We start from the raw sequence: 16667 nt of genomic DNA on the forward strand, positions 1-16667 counted from the left end.
CCGGAGGTCGCGCGCGTCAGTGGCGGGTAGGCGTGGGACGCGGTGGGGTCGGCCGGGGCGCGGTGCCCGGCCCTGGCCCGGCCGCGGCCCCCGGCCCCGGCCGGCCGCCGAGCTCTCCTGGCAGCGCGATCCGCGGGTCGCTGACCGATTCGACGACCTGGCGGGCCAGGTCATGCACCCGGCGGCCCATGCCCCGCGCGGTGCGCCGCAGCCGCTCGAACGCGTCTCGCGGCTTGATGTGATGGCGCTCGGCCAGCACGCCGATCGCCTGCTCCACGATCACCCTGGACGCGAGCGCGTGCTCCAGCTGGACCACCGACAGCCGCAGCTTCTCGATCTCGCCGAGCTCCCGGTCGGCGCGGCGCGGCCGGCCGGGCGGGTTCAGGTCCTCCGCCAGCAGATCGGCCAGCACCATCGCGGAGATCAGGTCACCCACCGGTCGGACGTCCGTGCCGGGGCCTTCGACCACCCAGCCGGCGCCGGTCCGGCGCAGCCGCATCTCGCCACCCGCTCCCGGAGCCGCTCCGGGCGGTGCCGTCGATGGCTGCGCGGGGTGCGGGGCGGCGGCGCGCGGCGGCGGCCCCGGCCGGGGACCCGGCCGTGGCGGGGGTCCGGGCCGCGGTGCCCTGGCCGCCCCGGCGGCGCCCCCGGCCAGCGGGCCGGGTCCGGGTACGGCGCGTCCGGGGCCGGTGACTGGCGGCCCCGCCGCGGCGCCGGGCGCCGTCGACGGCACGCCGCGCTGGCCAGGCCCCGGTCGCGGTGGTCCGAGAGAGGGGACGCCGGGTACGGCGCTCGTGGAGGTTTCGCCGGCCGTGCTCGGCGCGGCCGGTGGGGCCGCGGCGGGCGTGGCACCGTCCGCCGGCCACGCGGCGCCCAGACCATCGGCTATGCCGCGCAGCAGTGGCAGCGCGGTGGGACCGACCTCGACCGCGCCGCGGTCGAGCCCGACCAGCAGTCCGGCGAGCTCACCCGTCCGGGTGAGGACCGGCACGACGACGTGACTGCCCACCCCGAGGCGTTCGTGTTCCGCCGTGTCCGCCAGACTCGGTTCCATCCCCACATTGGTACCGATGGCTGGGGCACCGTCGAGTACGCGGGCGGCGAGACTTGCCGACCGTGGAAACTGCGTTCCCGGATCCAGACCGGGCAGCGTCCCAACCACCTGCAGGTAGGTGGCCGTTGTCGCGGAGATTTCCACGAACCCGGTCGCCTCCATGTGGTGGAGGGCTTGCGCGGCCCGCGCGGCAGCGTCCACGGTGCTGCGCGCCTGTCCTGAGGGTGGTGACGACACAGGCCGAACTCTCCCACAAACTTCACGGGCAGTGACGGACACCGTCCCATGAGCCGGCCGTGTATGCGTCCGGAGGGCGTCGAGCGCCGATTTTCTCGTTGCTCTGCGTATCCGTTATGCGGCAGAAGTGACCTTCTCGGCGACCTGACGGAGGGACGGATTCGTCATCACAGTCCCATCCGGGAAGACGACCGTGGGTACGGTCGCGTTGCCGTTGTTCGCATCGCGGACCAGTTGCTCGGCAGTGGGGTCGGACTCGATGTCGACGACCTCATACGGGATGCCCGCGTCGTCCATCTGGCGCTTGAGCCGCTTGCAGTAGCCGCACCAGCTGGTGCTGTACATCGTGAGCACTGGTCATCCTCTCGCCCGTCGGGCGCTGAGCGCCCGATCTACCCGGTCCCGGTCCCGGACAGCCGGCCGTGGCCTGGCCCTGTTCGGGCTGGACGAGGTGACTGGCAGACCTGCCGGATCGCCGCCAGGACACTCAAGCACCCAACCCGTCGCCGCACCGTCACGAGGCAGAGACCGACATATCTGGGCACACGGGTAGAGATTCCGACGCTGCGGCCGCTCATGCCGGGTGCCAGCCATCCACAACCCGCCGACGGCCCCGCCGCTTCCCACCGCGAGCAGTGACTACGGTTTCAGGTCATGTCCGGTGAGCTGGCCGCCGCCTCCCGTCCGTCTCGCCCGGCCGTGTCGGCTGACGCCGCCCGGCCGCGCCCGGCCACGGGCGGAACCGGTCCGCGCGGCGCCGCGGCCGCCGGGCTCGCCGGCGGCTCCACCGACAGACGCCGCTACGAGGGCGGAGAACCCGAGGACGGCCCGCTGGCCGACCGCCTCGAGGAAGGCGGGCTCGACCCGGAGCAACGCGCGGCGGTGCTCGCCCCGGTGGGGCCGATATGCATTCTCGCCGGCGCCGGGACGGGGAAGACCAGGACCATCACCCGCCGGATCGCGCACCTCACCCGCCAGGGCGTGCCCGGCGACCAGGTGCTCGCGGTGACGTTCACCAACCGGGCCGCCGGTGAGCTGCGTGCCCGGCTGCGGGGGATGGACGTCGAGGGGGTACAGGCCCGGACGTTTCACGCGGCGGCGCTGCGCCAGCTTGGGTACTTCTGGCCGAAGGTGGCCGGTGCCGCGCTCCCCGCCCTTGTGGAGAGCCGCATCCCACTCATCGTGAAGGCCGCGGGCCGTTCCGCGCGACGCCCTGACCGGAGCGAACTGCGTGACCTCGCCTCCGAGATCGAGTGGGCGAAGGCCACGATGGTGACCCCCGAGGACTACCCGCGCACGGCCGAGGCGGCGGGGCGCGAGACCGTCTGGCCGGCGGACGCGGTCGGCCGGCTCTACGCCGACTACGAGCAGGTCAAGCGCGCGGCCGGCGTGGTCGATTTCGACGATCTGCTGTTGCTGACCGCGGCGGTCATCGAGGAGCACTCCTGGGTCGCGACGGAGCTGCGGTCGCGGTACCGGCACTTCGTCGTGGACGAGTACCAGGACGTCAACCCACTGCAGCAGCGGGTGCTCGACGCCTGGCTCGGGGACCGGGACAGCCTGTGCGTCGTGGGTGACCCGCACCAGACCATCTACTCGTTCAGCGGCGCCTCGCCGCGCTACCTGGTCGAGTTTCCACGCCGGTTCCCGGACGCGACCGTCGTCCACCTCGTCCGCGACTATCGCTCGACCCCGCAGGTCGTCGGACTCGCGAACGCGCTGCTCGCCGCGGCTCCCGCGGGGCCATCGGGATCGGCGGGGCAGGGGAAGGCGAGCGCGCGGCCCGGCGGGGTCGTCGGCCGCGCCGGCATCCCCGCCGTCGGTGGGGTGGCGGCCAGCAGGCCAGGTCTCGTCGCGATGCGCCCCGACGGCCCGGAGCCGGCGCTGCTCGAGTGCGCGGACGAGGCGGACGAGGCCAAGGCCGTGGTGGCCCGGATCCGGACCCTGCTCGCCGGCGGCGTGCCGGCGAGCGAGATCGCCGTGCTGTACCGGATCAACGCCGCCTCGGAGGCCTACGAGGAGGCGATTGGCGCCGCCGGCATCCCGTACCTGGTGAAGGGCGGTGAGCGGTTCTTCCAGCGGCCGGAGGTGCGCGACGCGGTGCGGCTGCTGCGCGCCGCGGTGCGCTCCGCCGACACGGACCGCCCGGCGGGGCTCACGGACACGGTCGCCGATGTGCTGAGGGCCGGCGGCTGGCGGGCGACGGCGCCCACCGTCGGCGTCGAGCGGGAGCGCTGGGAGAACCTCGCCGCTCTGCACCGCCTGGCCGTCGACCTGTCCGTCGCCGAGCCCGACGCCGGGCTGGAGCGTTTCGTCGCGGACCTCGCCGACCGGGCGACGCACCAGCACGTCCCCACCGTCGAAGGGGTGACGCTGGCCTCGCTGCACGGGGCCAAGGGCCTGGAGTGGGACGCGGTGTTCCTCGTCGGGCTGGTCGACGGGATGGTGCCGATCGTGCACGCGCAGACCGACGAGGAGATCGAGGAGGAGCGCCGGCTGCTCTACGTGGGTGTCACCCGGGCGCGGGAGCATCTGGCGCTGTCGTGGTCGCTCGCGCGCGCCGCGGGGGGGCGCCCGCGGCGGCCGTCCCGGTTCCTCGACGGGCTGCGCCCGGCGGGTGGCCGGCCCGCGTCCGCTGGCCGCCGAGGCCCGTCGGAAGGCCCGAGAGGGAGTGGCGGGGACGGCGCCGCGGTGAGCGGGGCGGCCAGGCCGAGGGGCCGGTCGGCCGTGCGCTGCAGGGTGTGCGGTCAGGCGCTCACCGGCGCGGCGGCCCGCGTCGGCCGGTGCGCGACGTGCCCCCGCCACGTCGACCGAGCCCTGCTCAACCGGCTGCGCGAGTGGCGGGCGGAGAAGGCGCGCGAGCTGGGCAGGCCGGCCTTCGTCGTCCTGACCGACGCGACGCTGGAGGCGATCGCCGAGAGCCAGCCGAGCACGGTCGCCGAACTGGTCGCCATCCCCGGCATCGGCCAGGTGAAGCTGGACAGCTACGGCGCCGACGTGCTCGCCCTGGTCACCGCCACGCCCTGACCAGCTGGCCGGCTGACCGGGCTGACCGGCTGGCCACTCGGCCGGCGGCGGTCAGCGGGGTGGGTCGGCCGGCGCGTCGAGGCCACACACCGGCCGCCGTCCGTGACCTCTCCGGCATGAGTCGTCACGTGACGTAATGGGCTGACAGTTCGTCTCGGCGGGCGTTACCTATGGTGTCGCCTGTCCGACTCAAAAAATAAGTTGTCGCGGTTCCGGCGGCCCCCTACCGTTACCCGTGAACACCGGAGCTGGTGCTCACTGAGCGCTGGGCCATGGTCCCCTGGGTCCCCATCCCACGGGTCTGGGCACGGCGATCATTGTGGCTCCGGATCTCAGATGCCAAGGACAGATGTCGGACGCGAGGGCGGACCGGCCGTGCGAGAGGAGGCGATAGGGGTGCTTACTGGCATTCGTGTCGCGGTCTTCGACGCCGGCTGTGCCGAGCTCGGGTCCGTTCTCGCGCGTCCGCGTGAGGCGAGCATCCTGTCCGGCCCCATGCTCGGGGCTGCCGGCGCAGGCGGTTTCTGGCGCGGCACCGACGCGGCGGGGGCATCGGCCGCACGTGGCGGGACGGATGTCTCGACGCTGACCTTCGTGTCCATGGCGGACATGCCGCCGGCCGAGGCGCCGATGGCATATGCGCTGGCGGACGAAGCCCGTCTCGACGTCGTTCCGGCTGTGAAGCCGATCGTCGTCCCGGCGGATCGGCATGCCGCGAGCGTCGCCGCTCCGTCCGCACGGGACAAGTCCGCCTTCAAGACGGCTGCCATCGCCCACACCAACCAGCTCCAGGCCAAGACCCAGGCGTTCACGCGACGCCACCCACGCAGCAGGGGTCCGTCCCAGACGGAACCGCCGGTATAAGACCGGCACCTAGGCCAGAACCCGAGGCCGCGGACCCCGCTGGGGACCGCGGCCTTTGTGTTTTTCCCCTTCTGACCGCACCGAAGAAATTCCCGTGTCGGAGGTGACACCGGTGTTCGACCCCTCGATCGTTGCCCGGATCGAGCGGGAGCGTCTCTCGCTACCCTGCTGGGACGCTGACCCCGACCTGTTCTTCGCGGAGTCGCCGGCGGACGTCGAGTCCGCCAAGGCGATCTGCCGCGACTGCCCAATCCGGATGGCCTGCCTGTCGACGGCGCTTGACCGCCACGAGCCCTGGGGCGTGTGGGGCGGTGAGCTCGTGGTCACCGGCGTGGTGGTCCCGTACAAGCGCCCCCGTGGCCGTCCTCGCAAGGTGGTCGCGGCCTAGCCCCTGAGACCGTGCGATCATGCTTTTCGATCACACAGCCGACAGGTCCCGCCATCCGTTCCCGATCCTCACCCGCTGGCCGCTTGGCTCGCCCCACTCGGGCGGGCCAAGCGGCCAGCTCCATCTGTTCGGTGATTCGCCCCTCGGGGGTGAGGCGCACGTCGCCTGTCGGTACGGTGTGTGCCAGTAGTGTTCCGATCGTGCCGAGCAGCGAGCGGGCCTACCCCGTCCAGACCGGGGCCGGGCGGAACCCGTCCGGCTCTCTCACCTCGTCGCGGTCCGCCGAGCGGGCCCTGACCACTGCTGTGCTGACCGCCCCGGAGCTGGATCACATCGTCGACCTGGTCGCCTGGGTCGACGACGGCTGGCTGCACGTCGCCAACGCCGCCGGAGCGGCCCGGGTACCCGCCGCCGCGCCCGACGGCCCGTGGCAGGTGCTGCGCGGCCGCAACCCGGTCGAGACGCGGGACCCGCTGCACGCGGTGCCGCGCACCGCGGCGCTCGCCGACCCGTCGCCGCCGAACGAGCGCAACTCGTACCCGCTCGCCGGGCCACGGCTCGCCTCGGTCTTCGCCGACCCGACCCGGTCGCCCGACGTCGTCGTCATGCACACGCCCGGCCACTACTGGCCGGAGCGCGGCGGCCACCTCGGCGAGCACGGATCACTCGACGCCGGCCAGTCGCGTGCCCCGCTGGTGCTGTCCGGCGCCGGTGTGCGCGCCCGCGGCCTGCTGGCGCGCCACGCCCGGGTCGTGGACCTCGCCCCGACACTGGCCGCGCTCGCGGGCGCGACGATGCCGGGTGTCGAGGGCACGGCGCTGGCCGACCTGCTCGACGACGACCTCGCCGGGATGGCGCCGCTGCGTCACGTCGTCGGCCTGCTCTGGGACGGCACCAACTGCAACGACCTCCTCGCGCTGGCCGCGGAGGGCCGGCTGCCGAACGTCGCCAGGCTGCTCGCGCGCGGCTGCGCGCTGACCGGCGGGGCGGTGGCGGAGTTCCCAAGCGTCACGCTCACCAACCACACGTCGGCGCTCACCGGCGTCGGCCCCGGCCGGCACGGCATCCTGAACAACGTCTACTTCGACCGTGCCACCGGTGAGCAGGTCGTCACCAACGAGGTGCGCGTCTGGCACACCGCCTGCCAGCACCTGCGGCCCGGTGTGCGCACCGTGTTCGAGGTGATCGCCGCCGCCCGCCCGGGCGCGATGACCGCGTGCGTGAACGAGCCGATCGATCGAGGCGCGACCTACTCCACGTTCGAACTGGTCCGGGCGCTGGAGAGCCTCGACGGTGCCGGCGGCATGGCCGACCATCTGCCGCGCGGCGACGACGACCCGAACACCAGCCAGGAATGGCTGGCCGCGGACGCGGACTATGGCTGGTCCAGCCGGGTCGACGCACTCGGGCTCAAGCAGATGCTCGATCTGTGGGAGAGCCAGGACCCGCCGGCCTTCACCTGGTGGAACACGACGGTGACCGACACCGGCCATCACGGCGGAGGGCCGTATTCGGCGCAGTCCCGGGCCTCGCTCCTGGACTCGGACCGCCGCCTCGGCGTCTTCCTGGACCTGCTGGACGCCCGCGGGCTCACCGAGCGGGTCACGATCCTGCTCACCGCCGATCACGGCAGTGAGGGCGCGCGGACGAGCTGCACCGGCGACTGGAACGAGGCGTTGCGCACCGCCGGCGTCACCTTCCGGGACGAGGCGTACGGCTTCCTCTACCTCGGCGAGCGCGACGACCGCGGCCACAGCGAGCTCCCGCCCGAGCAGCGTCGCTCCGGCGACGCCGCGGCCGCGCGCTAGCGTCCCGCGCGCTAGCGTCCCGCGCGCTAGCGTCCCGCGCGCTAGCGTCCCGCGCGCCAGCGGGCTAGCGCCCTGGCTCGTCCACCGGGCTCTCGCCGCCGCGTTGGCGCGGCGGCCTGGGCGTGCGGGGCGCTCGGGCCCGGCGCTGGGGCGGCGGGCCGAACAGGATCGGGTCGGCCGGCGTCCTGGTGGCGTCGCCGCCGGGCGCGACGGCGATCGTGGGCAGCGGGCGGCCTGGACGGTTCGCCCTGGCCGCGTGCCGGGCGGCGGCCGAGCCGGGCGGGGCGAAGCCAGGCTGCCAGCGTTCCATCTCCGTCCGCAGCGACGTCGTGGCACCGAGCTGGCAGAGCAGACCGATCCCGCTCATCGTGACCCGGTGGATCAGCAGGTAGGACGGCGGCAGGTTGAGCTGGCGGGAGACCTGGGCGGCCGGTGAGCGCCAGTCGGCCAGCCGCAGCGCCTGTGCTCGCAGCCACTGACGGGAGAATGTGAACTCCTTCTCGGCGAGCGCGTCGAGCAACGGGCCGAGATGCTCCAGCAGCTCCTGGGCGTCGACCGTCACGTTGGGCCGGATGAACCCCTCACGGCGCAGCCCTTCGACCACCTGCGCCGCGGCGTTCTCGTCCGCGAGGGCCGCGGCCCCGTTCACGCCGCTGTCATTCGTGCTGGTGCCCTTCGACTCGGTGGCGATGGCGATGGCGATGGCGGTGGCGCGCCGCGCGTCGAGCGCGAGCCGGGTCAGCCGGCCCATCACCTCGGGCAGCCCGTCCGGTAGCCGCTGTACCGCGCCGAAGTCCAGCACGCCGAGCCGGCCGTCGGCCAGCAGCCGGAAGTTGCCCGGGTGCGGGTCGGCGTGCAGCAGCCCGGAGCGCGCCGGGCAGGAATAGAGGAACCGGCACAGCAGCAGCCCCGCCCGGTCCCGCTGGGCCTGGTCGCCGCCGGCGATGACGTCCGCGAGTGGGACGCCGTCGAGCCATTCGGCCACGAGCACGTGGTCGCTGGCCGCGAGCGGCCAGGGGATGGCGATGTCGGGGTCCCCCTGGTAGGCCTCGGCGAACGCGCGCTGCCAGCTTGCCTCGAGCCGGTAGTCGAGCTCCTCGGCGACCCGCGCCCGCAGCTCCTCGATCAGCGGCTTCACGTCCAGCCCCGGCGCGAGCACGCCGAACAGGCGCGCGGCGCGGCCGAGCTGGGTCAGGTCGGACAGCAGCGCCGGGCCCGCGCCCGGATACTGCACCTTCACCGCGACGGGCCGGCCGTCCGACCAGACCGCCCGGTGGACCTGCCCGATGCTGGCGGCGGCGGCGGGCACGTCGTCGAAGGACGCGAACAGCTCCCGCCAGTCCGGGCCCAGCTCGGCGGCGAGCACCTTGCGGATGGTCGCCGCGGGCAGCGGCGGGGCCGCCTCCTGCAGCTTGGTCAGCGCCGCGCGGTAGGGGCCGGCGACCTCGTCGGGCAGCGCCGCCTCGAAGACCGACAGCATCTGCCCGAGCTTCATCGCGCCGCCCTTGAGCTCGCCGAGGACCCGGAAGACCTGCTCGGCGGTGCGCTGCTGGAGCTCGGTCGCGACGGCCTCGGCGGGCCGGCCGCCGAGGCGGCGGCCGACGCCGAGCGTCGCCCTGCCGGCGTAGCCGAGGGGGAGCGTGGCGAGCCGGGCCGTCCGCACGACGGCCCGGCGGGGGATGTCGGACACCCCCCTATCGTCCACCCCCCGCGGAGTGGCCATCCCGGATTCGGAGCTCACGGGCCGGCGGGGCGGCCAGCCGGCGTACCATTCCGCGGCAATGTGGCCGGAGTCAAGATCGTTGCGATCGGGCATGGGGGGCGGCCGGGAGCTCTGCCCGGCGGTGCCGGCTATGCCGAGGTATCGGCTGCGCCGCAGGGGCAGTCGGAGTGTGGCTGCCAGGTGCGCCGGCGGATGCGCCAGTCGGGGGTCGCGATCTCCAGCGTTCCCGCGGCCGTGGCCGGCAGCGTCTCGAGGGCGCCCCCGGCGTCGAGGAAGGCCAGCGCCTGCGCGGCCGTGAGCGCGCTGACCTGCGCGGCGAGCGTCACATCACAGGCGTCCGGGCCGGTCTCGGCGCGCCGGGCGAGCTGCAGGGCCAGCAGCGGCCAGGCCGCGTCGGCCGCGTACCGGTGCAGGTGCTGACAGTGCAGGCACGGCGTTCGCCCGGGCACGACGAGCGGACCGATCACCCCGGTGGTCTCCCGGACGCCCGTGAGCAGATGGGGGACGCCGCCGCGCGCCAGCTCCAGTGACTCGTCGGGGCGCAGTACGGGCAGCCCGACCGGGGCAAGCACGACCAGGTCCGGGTGGAACGGTGCCGCGACGCCCGCCGGGGCCGGGGGCCGGGTCACCCGGCCCAGCGCCGCCATCGCGGCCAGCGCGCGCGGCCGGCCGATGGCGTCGAGGCCCAGCCCACCGGGGGAGACGTCGGCCGGACCGGCCAGCCCCGCGTCGTCGACGATCACTCGCCCAACGCCGGCGGCGGCGAGCAGCGTGGCGACGTGCGCGCCGACCCGACCGGCGCCCCGGACGCGGACCCGGGCACGCCGCCGCCCGGCGAGCACCTGGCGCGCGCCACCAGGATGGCTGGTGGCAAGCGAGAGAGCGGCGAGATCCGGCCGCAGGCGGTCCCGGTCGAGGGTGGGCAGCGGTGGTTCCTCGGCGTCGTCCGGCGCGGCATCGTCGAGCAGCCTGGCCTCGTCCAGCAGACCGAGCAGCGCGGTGGTGGTGGTCTGGTCCGCGTCGGCGGCCGGCCGGGCGCCGGCACGCGAGCCGTCCAGGGCGTCGAGCGCGGCGACGAGCCCGGGTGTCACCCCGGGCAGGACGAGGGCGCGGGACGGGTCCACCCCTAACTGCAGGGTGGACCCGTCCCGCCACAGGCGGCGCAGACCTGGCTTGAGCACCGGGCGCATGGGGGGCACCTCCTGGCCCGGGCCGGTGCCGTCTGGCGGACGGCGAGGCGCGGACGAGCGTCGCGGGATGTCGGCGCGAGCCCCCGGGGAGACGCCGCGGCTGGCGCCGGGGCCTTCGACCGCGGGGCGATCGTCGTCGATCCCGCGGGCCGTCGGCCCCGGCAGCCCGTACGGTCGCACACCGCCCGCGGTCCCGGCATCCTTACGGGGACGACTGTGGACGGCGGCCGTTTGACAGCCCGTCGCCGCGCCACCGGCGGCGCGGCGACCCACCTCCGCCGCGCCCGCCGGCATCCGCCCTGCCTGGCGGTCAGGCCTTGCCGAGGATCCGGTTGATCGTCGATCCGCAGACCGGGCAGGTCCCCCTGGCCATCCGTCGGCCCGACTCGCTGATCCGCACCTCACCCTCGTAGTGGCGCTTCTCCTTGCACTTGACGCAGTAGCCCTCGTAGCTGTCGGCCACGCGGATCTCCCTTCCCAGGTCCGTCACCCGGCCACGTCGCCGGGCGCGGACGCCCAGTGGTGCTCGGACACGGTGTTCGAGACGGCCGGGGGCCGGCCATCGGCCGGGCGGCTTCGCCGAACCCGGGTGGGCTCGCGTCGGCTGGCCGCCTGCCCGGGCGCAAGCCGGGGGCGCGGGGGAAACACGATCGCGTCCCTGTCCCTGGCGCGGGCCGTCTCGGGCGCGGGGCCGGTCCTCAGCTGGCCGGGCCCGCGCCCGCCGCCTGGATCGCCTGTCCACCCAGAGGTCTTGTCTCCTGGGCCCGGCGGTCGCACGGCGGCGGGACCCATCCTGCCCAGCCGGACATCGGGCGAGGCCGGCGGGCCGGCCGGCGGCGTGACCCCCTGGTCGCCGTCCGGGCGGCGGTGACCGCCCGGCGCGCGCGCCGAGGGTCCGGCGTCCGCCTGGAACGAGACGCCCACGGCCGGCGGCGATACTCCGCTCCGGAGCGCCATGGATACATGCCGTGCAAGAACGGGAAATCCCTGCCGGGGCCCGGCGCTCCCTTTTCCTATCTCCGGCAGAGTCGGGTTACTGGGGGCTTCTCGATGGTGACGCTCAGATGGCCTTAGGTCGGCCTAGTCGACGCGACGGTGTGACCTAACGGCACCCGGGATCGAGCAGCGGGCCGGTTGGTCCCGGTTGGTAACCGTTGACCCAGAGGTGTCCGCGCTGGGACGCACCCCGCGCGTTCCTGCATCGACCGGTGGATCACGTGCCGGCTACGCCGACGCGTCGGGTCCGGGCTCCTCGGGCGGCGTGTCCCGCAGCTTCTCGATCTCGGCGATCGGGTCGAGCAGGCTCGCCGTCGCTCCAGAGACGAACCCGTCGGGGTTGGTCAGGTCGTCCGCCGACGGCAGCAGGTCCGGATGGCCCCAGACGGCGTCGCGCCCGTCGGCGCCGCGCGCCACCCTCAGCGCCTCCCACAGCGCCGCGGCCTCTCGCAGCCGCCGTGGCCGCAGGGACAGGCCCACCAGGGTCGCGAAGGTCTGCTCGGCCGGCCCGCCCTCGGCCCGCCGCCGGCGCACCATCTCGCGCAGCCGGGCGGCGCCGGGCAGGTGCTCGCTGGCCGCGATGTCGGCCACGTGGTCGACCCAGCCTTCGACGAGCGCGAGCGCGACCTCCAACCGGCCGAGCGCCGCCTCCTGCTCCGGCGTCGTGGCATCGGCGAACACGTCCTCGCCGAGCGCCTCGGAGAGCTTCTGCGGATCCATGATCGTGGTCGGGTCGACCATCCGCATCACCTGGCCCAGCGCCTCCTGGTCGACCGTGATGCCCCGGGCGTACTCCTCCACGGTCCCGAGCAGGTGCGCGCGCAGCCACGGGACGTGGGCGAACAGCCGGGTCGCCGTGGCCTCCCGCAGCGCCAGGTAGATCCGGACCTCCTCGGCCTCGATGCCGAGCCCCTCGCCGAAGGCGGCGACGTTCGCCGGCAACAGCGCGGCCGTCCCGGCCGGCGCCAGCGGAAGCCCGATCTCCGTCGAGGACACGACCTCCCCGGCGAGCGTCCCGATCGCCTGGCCGACCTGGGCGCCGAACAGCATCCCGCCGACCCGGTTCATCATCTCGACGACCGGGCCGCCGGCGGCCATCAGCTGGCCGAGGTCGAGGCCGGGCGGCAATGCCGCCGCGAGCTCCGGTGGCAGGCCCTCGGCACCGCCGAGCTGGGCGAGGCCGCCGGACAGGCCGGCGCGCATCGCCTCGACCACCTTCGTCGCGACCGGGTCGCACAGCGTCCGCCAGACCGGGAGCGTCGCGTCGATCCAGCGCAGCCGGGACCAGGCCCACGCCGTCGCTCCGCCGGCTGGCAGCGGCGTGACCGGGTCGAGCCAGAGGTCGGCGATGCGCAGCGCACCGGCGACGTTCTCCTCGTCCGCCGCGGTGATCGCCGGGTCGTCGGAGCCGACGGTCCGCGCCGCCACCTGCCGGGCGAGCTCCCAGTTGACCGGGCCGCCCTGCCAGGACAGCAGCTTCTCCAGCTCGGCGAAGAACGGCGCCGCGCCGCCGAACGGGCCGAGGGGCCCCTGCTCTGGGTCGCCGCCTCCACTGCCTGGGGTGAAGCCGAAGGGAAACTGGTTACTCATCGGCTCGACACCCTTGCTGCGCGCTGTGCGGACATGTATCTACCGTAGTCCGGCGGACGCAGGGAAACAGGCGCGGCCGATCGTGGCTGGAACCTGACCCGTTGGGCCCGGGCCAGCCCGCCGCCCGGCCGCATGATCAGGAAGGCTCCGGCTCGGTCAAACCGGCTACCGTCGCAGTATGGACATCTCCCTGGCCGCCGCGCCGGTCCATGCGGACGGCCGCGCGCTGGTCGTCGCCGAGCTGCGGGACTCCTCGCTGTCGGTGGATGAGTGCCTGGCCATGGTCTCGTTGCCCGGGGCGGGCGGTACCGCCCTGTTCGTCGGGACCGTCCGGGACCAAGACGGCGGGCGTCCGGTCGTCGAGCTGGAGTATGTCGCGCACCCGCTCGCCGAACGGGAGATGGCCGCCGTCGCCCGCCAGGTCGCCGACGACGCCGCCCAGCCAGTCCTGGCGGTCGCGGTGGTGCACCGCACCGGGCTGCTGGCGATCGGGGACATCGCGGTCGTCGCCGCCGCGTCGGCGGCGCACCGGGCCGAGGCCTTCGACGCGTGCCGCCGGCTCATCGACGAGGTCAAGAGCCAGGTTCCGATCTGGAAACGGCAGCTGTTCGCCGATGGCACGGCGGAATGGGTAGGCGCCTGCTCAGCTGGGCACCTACCATAGAGCTGGGCCTGGACAGAGACCGGTCAACCTCCGCGCTGATCCCAACCTTCCTAGTCAACCCCCTCGCTCGTTTCCCCCTCCCCTCGCGTCGAGGCCGCCATGTGGATGCTTCTGATTCCCCCCGCGGCGCTGTTGCTGGCGCTGTTGTGGACCGCGTTGCGCGGTCGTCCGAAGCGAGCCCGAGAAGCGATGATCACCATCGAGGGCTACCGCCGGAGCATGGACGCGCTCGCGAGACCCGTTGATCCCTCCTCGGGGAGCTCGCCGAAGGGCGGCGGTGCTCCCGTGGGCACCTCGGACGAGCCCGAGGCTCCTGGGCCTCCCGCGGAATCCCCGCCGGACCGGCACGGCCTGGGGTTCCTGCCCGATCCGGGGTTCCTGCCGGATCGATGGAGCTTGCGGAGTCCGGGGTTCCTGCCGGATTGGCGAAGCCGATCTGGGAGGCCCGCTGGCGGGCCTGCCAGAAGGTTCGGGCCGGCGAGGCGCTCTGCCGAGGCGGGGGGTCGCCGGACCCGAGTCGCTGGCGCGGCCCCTCGGCCCCCGGCCGGGCATCACGAGGCGCACGCCGTCTATCCGGGCGACATCGCTCGGGGGCCCGGGGCGACGCCTCCCGCCTACGAGGCGGTGGCGGAGCAGCCGGGCGAGCCCCCGCGGGTAGGAGCCGTCGTCCCGGCCGCGCGGGTGGTCGAGGGCCGGACGCCAGAGGGCTCGACGGATGCCGAGAGCGCGCGGCTGCCCGCGGCGCCCGAGGTGACCGGGCCGCAGGGGGGCGAGTCCGCTCACCCGGCCGGATGAGCGGATATCCCAGGTCAAGGCCTGGTATCTCCCTGTGAGCCCTGGCCGGTCGGCGGGAGCCATCGTCGGGATCTAGGCCTACGTAGACTGCGGGGCATGGCCCGCAGGACTCAGACCCTGGTCGTCGCGTCGGTGCTCGCGCTGGTGCTGGGGATAGCGGGGCTGTGGCTTCCGGTGCCGTTCGTGACGCTGGCCCCGGGGCCGGTGACGGACACGCTCGGCAGCGTCAAGGGCGTGACGCTGATCGACATCGAGGGACGCCAGACGTACCCGACAAGCGGGAAGCTGGAGCTCACCACCGTCGAGGAGACGCCGCGGCTGAACCTGCTGGGCGCCCTCGAGGACTGGGTCGACGGGGACCGCGCGGTCGTTCCCCGCGAGCTGATCGAGCCGCCTGGCTCGTCGCAGGAGCAGATCCAGCAGGAGAACACCCAGGCGATGCTGGACTCGCAGGATCAGGCGACCGCGGCGGCCCTGACCGAGCTCGGCATCGAGTCCACCGGCACGTCGGTCGTGGTGGTCTCCGTGCCCGCGGACTCGCCGGCGACGGGCAAGCTGTCACCCGGTGACGTCGTCACTGAGGTCAACGGCACACCGGTACATTCCCAGGCCGAGCTGCGCGAGGAGATCAGCAAGGCGAAGCCGGGCGACGATATCAAGATCGCCTTTCGGCATGGCTCGACGGCGTCGTCCTCGCCGAACGGCGGGGGAACGTCGACGACGGCCGTTATCACCACCAGGGCTGCCCCCGACGACGCGAGCCGGCCGATCATCGGGATCACGACGACGGAGAAGCGGTCTTATCCGTTTACCGTCCGAATCCGCATCTCGGACGTCGGCGGCCCGAGCGCGGGGCTGATGTTCGCGCTGGGCATCATCGACCTGCTCACGCCAGGGCAGCTCACCGGCGGCCGGATCATCGCCGGTACCGGCACGATCGACGCCACCGGCAAGGTCGGCCCCATCGGGGGCATTCAGCAGAAGATCCTGGGCGCCCGCGGCTCGGGCGCGACGGTGTTCCTCGTCCCGGCGGACAACTGCACCGACGCGAAAAAGACGGCCCCGAGCGGGTTGACCTTGGTCAAGGTGGACAAGCTCTCGGGCGCCTTCGACGCACTGAAGAAGCTCGGCGGCCCCCAGCAGTCCTCGATCCCGACCTGCTGAGCCCGCTACGGGCGAAGCGCAGCGACTGAGTTGGGATCGGGTCGGGGCAGAAGGTTGTCTCTGGTTCGCTCCGTGCGGGCACGGCCCTCCGGCAGCCCGCTCGCCTGGCGGCTCACGGGCTACCTCCAGGCCGTGTCCTCCTCCGCTCACGTGCGCTGCGGTGACCTCCGCTGCGGCCCAACCACGTCGCTTCGCTCGTGGCCGGGCCTCCGCGGAGGTGCGCCTCCGCGCCAGCTCGGTTGCGTCCCGCTTGAACGGCACCAGTCCAAGACCGGCCCGATCCGGAGCCAGGCCCTTGCGGGGGCCACGTCGCTTCGTTCGTGGAACGTCTGGACTGGTGCTGGTCGCGGGTTCCGTGCCGATCAGGCGTGAAGGCCGCCCCACAAGCGAAGCGACGTGGCCGCGCAGAAGCTGGCCGTGGTTGATCCGTTCAAGCGTGACGCGACCGAGCTGGCGCGGAGGCGCGCCTCCGCGGAGGCATCCCTACGAGCGAAGCGACGTAGGGGTGCCGCAGCGGAGGTCGCCGGAGCGCACGTGAGCGGAGGAGGACACGGCGCGGAGGTCCCTTGGGAGCGAAGCGAGTAAGGGGCCGTAGCGCCGTGCCCGGACGGAGCGAACCATTAAAGGAAAGTCGCGAAGAGACCGTCGAACAGGGCGTCGGCGATGTCGGGGTCGACGACAACCTCGCCTTCGTCGTTGCGGCGGCGAAGGCACGAGGTGAACTTGCCCGAGCGGGTGACCGCGACGGCGACGCGGATGTCCTGGCGCTCTGGATGCCTGGTCGCCCAGATGTCGATCTCGTGATCCTCGTAGGGGATGTCCTCCTCCGCGCTCGGAGGCAGCACCACCAGCTCGGTCACGAGAACGCAGCCCTCGACCTCGTCCGGCCACCCGATCGTGCCCAGCATCTGCTCTAGCGGGCCCTCGGGCAGGTTCTCCTGCTCGATGGGGGTCAGCAACCGTGACGCCGCGTCGCCGAGGTGGTCGGTCAGGCCTGGGTCGTATGCCAGCAGATCGGCGGTGTGCGCGAGCGCGAAGAGCCGGTGAGGCTGGTTCCAGCCGGCCGCGGCGACGTATCGCTCGAGCTCGAGCACGACCTCGGTCAGCTCCGGGAGATTTGGGCTCGTCACGGGGCCCATCCTCTCCGATCGGCCCAGACGCCTTTCG

Annotated in this window: 13 protein-coding genes; 6 read left to right on the top strand and 7 right to left on the bottom strand. The window is 73.8% G+C overall.

Annotation, left to right across the window (positions count from 1 at the left end; all coding sequences use genetic code 11):
- Nucleotides 1-16 precede the first annotated feature (16 nt).
- A complete protein-coding gene (locus BCD48_RS53890) occupies nt 17-1198 on the bottom strand; it encodes an ANTAR domain-containing protein (protein ID WP_397428791.1) in 1182 nt (393 codons plus the stop codon).
- A gap of 207 nt (nt 1199-1405) precedes the next feature.
- Nucleotides 1406-1645, bottom strand: a complete 240-nt coding sequence (locus tag BCD48_RS20140; RefSeq protein WP_071049965.1) for a mycoredoxin — start codon at nt 1643-1645, stop codon at nt 1406-1408.
- A gap of 300 nt (nt 1646-1945) precedes the next feature.
- Here BCD48_RS20140 and BCD48_RS20145 point away from each other — a divergent pair, with 300 nt between their 5' ends.
- From BCD48_RS20145 to BCD48_RS20160, 4 genes are all read left to right on the top strand, one after another.
- Nucleotides 1946-4318, top strand: a complete 2373-nt coding sequence (locus tag BCD48_RS20145) for an ATP-dependent DNA helicase UvrD2 (protein WP_083418934.1) — start codon at nt 1946-1948, stop codon at nt 4316-4318.
- A 396-nt stretch (nt 4319-4714) separates the two neighbouring features.
- Entirely contained in the window at nt 4715-5182 is a 468-nt protein-coding gene (locus BCD48_RS20150; RefSeq protein ID WP_071049966.1) for a hypothetical protein, read from the top strand.
- A 112-nt stretch (nt 5183-5294) separates the two neighbouring features.
- Nucleotides 5295-5570, top strand: a complete 276-nt coding sequence (locus tag BCD48_RS20155) for a WhiB family transcriptional regulator (protein WP_198543320.1) — start codon at nt 5295-5297, stop codon at nt 5568-5570.
- Nucleotides 5571-5770: 200 nt separating this feature from the next.
- Nucleotides 5771-7378, top strand: coding sequence for an alkaline phosphatase family protein (locus BCD48_RS20160; protein ID WP_241841872.1), 1608 nt, complete (start codon nt 5771-5773; stop codon nt 7376-7378).
- Between the two features lie 64 nt (nt 7379-7442).
- On the opposite strand, the gene BCD48_RS20165 is transcribed toward BCD48_RS20160, so the two are convergent.
- From BCD48_RS20165 to BCD48_RS20185, 4 genes are all read right to left on the bottom strand, one after another.
- Nucleotides 7443-9068 carry an ABC1 kinase family protein gene (locus BCD48_RS20165; RefSeq protein WP_071049968.1) on the bottom strand — a complete coding sequence of 542 codons (1626 nt, stop codon included), beginning with the start codon at nt 9066-9068 and terminating at the stop codon, nt 7443-7445.
- A 161-nt stretch (nt 9069-9229) separates the two neighbouring features.
- On the bottom strand, nt 9230-10291 hold the full coding sequence (locus BCD48_RS20170; RefSeq protein WP_071050040.1) for a thiamine biosynthesis protein ThiF: 1062 nt from the start codon (nt 10289-10291) through the stop codon (nt 9230-9232).
- Between the two features lie 310 nt (nt 10292-10601).
- Entirely contained in the window at nt 10602-10781 is a 180-nt protein-coding gene (locus tag BCD48_RS20175; protein WP_071049969.1) for a DUF5679 domain-containing protein, read from the bottom strand.
- A 734-nt stretch (nt 10782-11515) separates the two neighbouring features.
- The gene (locus BCD48_RS20185) at nt 11516-12877 is read right to left on the bottom strand and encodes a zinc-dependent metalloprotease (protein WP_071049971.1); all 1362 of its coding nucleotides are present in this window, start codon (nt 12875-12877) and stop codon (nt 11516-11518) included.
- A 178-nt stretch (nt 12878-13055) separates the two neighbouring features.
- On the opposite strand from BCD48_RS20185, the gene BCD48_RS20190 reads away from it, so the two are divergent.
- Complete coding sequence (locus tag BCD48_RS20190; protein WP_071049972.1) at nt 13056-13541, top strand: molybdenum cofactor biosynthesis protein MoaE; 486 nt, start codon at nt 13056-13058, stop codon at nt 13539-13541.
- Between the two features lie 891 nt (nt 13542-14432).
- Nucleotides 14433-15500, top strand: coding sequence for a YlbL family protein (locus tag BCD48_RS20195; protein ID WP_071049973.1), 1068 nt, complete (start codon nt 14433-14435; stop codon nt 15498-15500).
- A 620-nt stretch (nt 15501-16120) separates the two neighbouring features.
- On the opposite strand, the gene BCD48_RS20200 is transcribed toward BCD48_RS20195, so the two are convergent.
- Nucleotides 16121-16630 (bottom strand): PPA1309 family protein, encoded by a 510-nt coding sequence (locus tag BCD48_RS20200; RefSeq protein ID WP_071049974.1) that lies wholly within the window; start codon nt 16628-16630, stop codon nt 16121-16123.
- Nucleotides 16631-16667 lie beyond the last annotated feature (37 nt).

The sequence above is a fragment of the Pseudofrankia coriaricola genome (genome assembly GCF_001854805.1).
Lineage (GTDB): Bacteria > Actinomycetota > Actinomycetes > Frankiales > Frankiaceae > Pseudofrankia.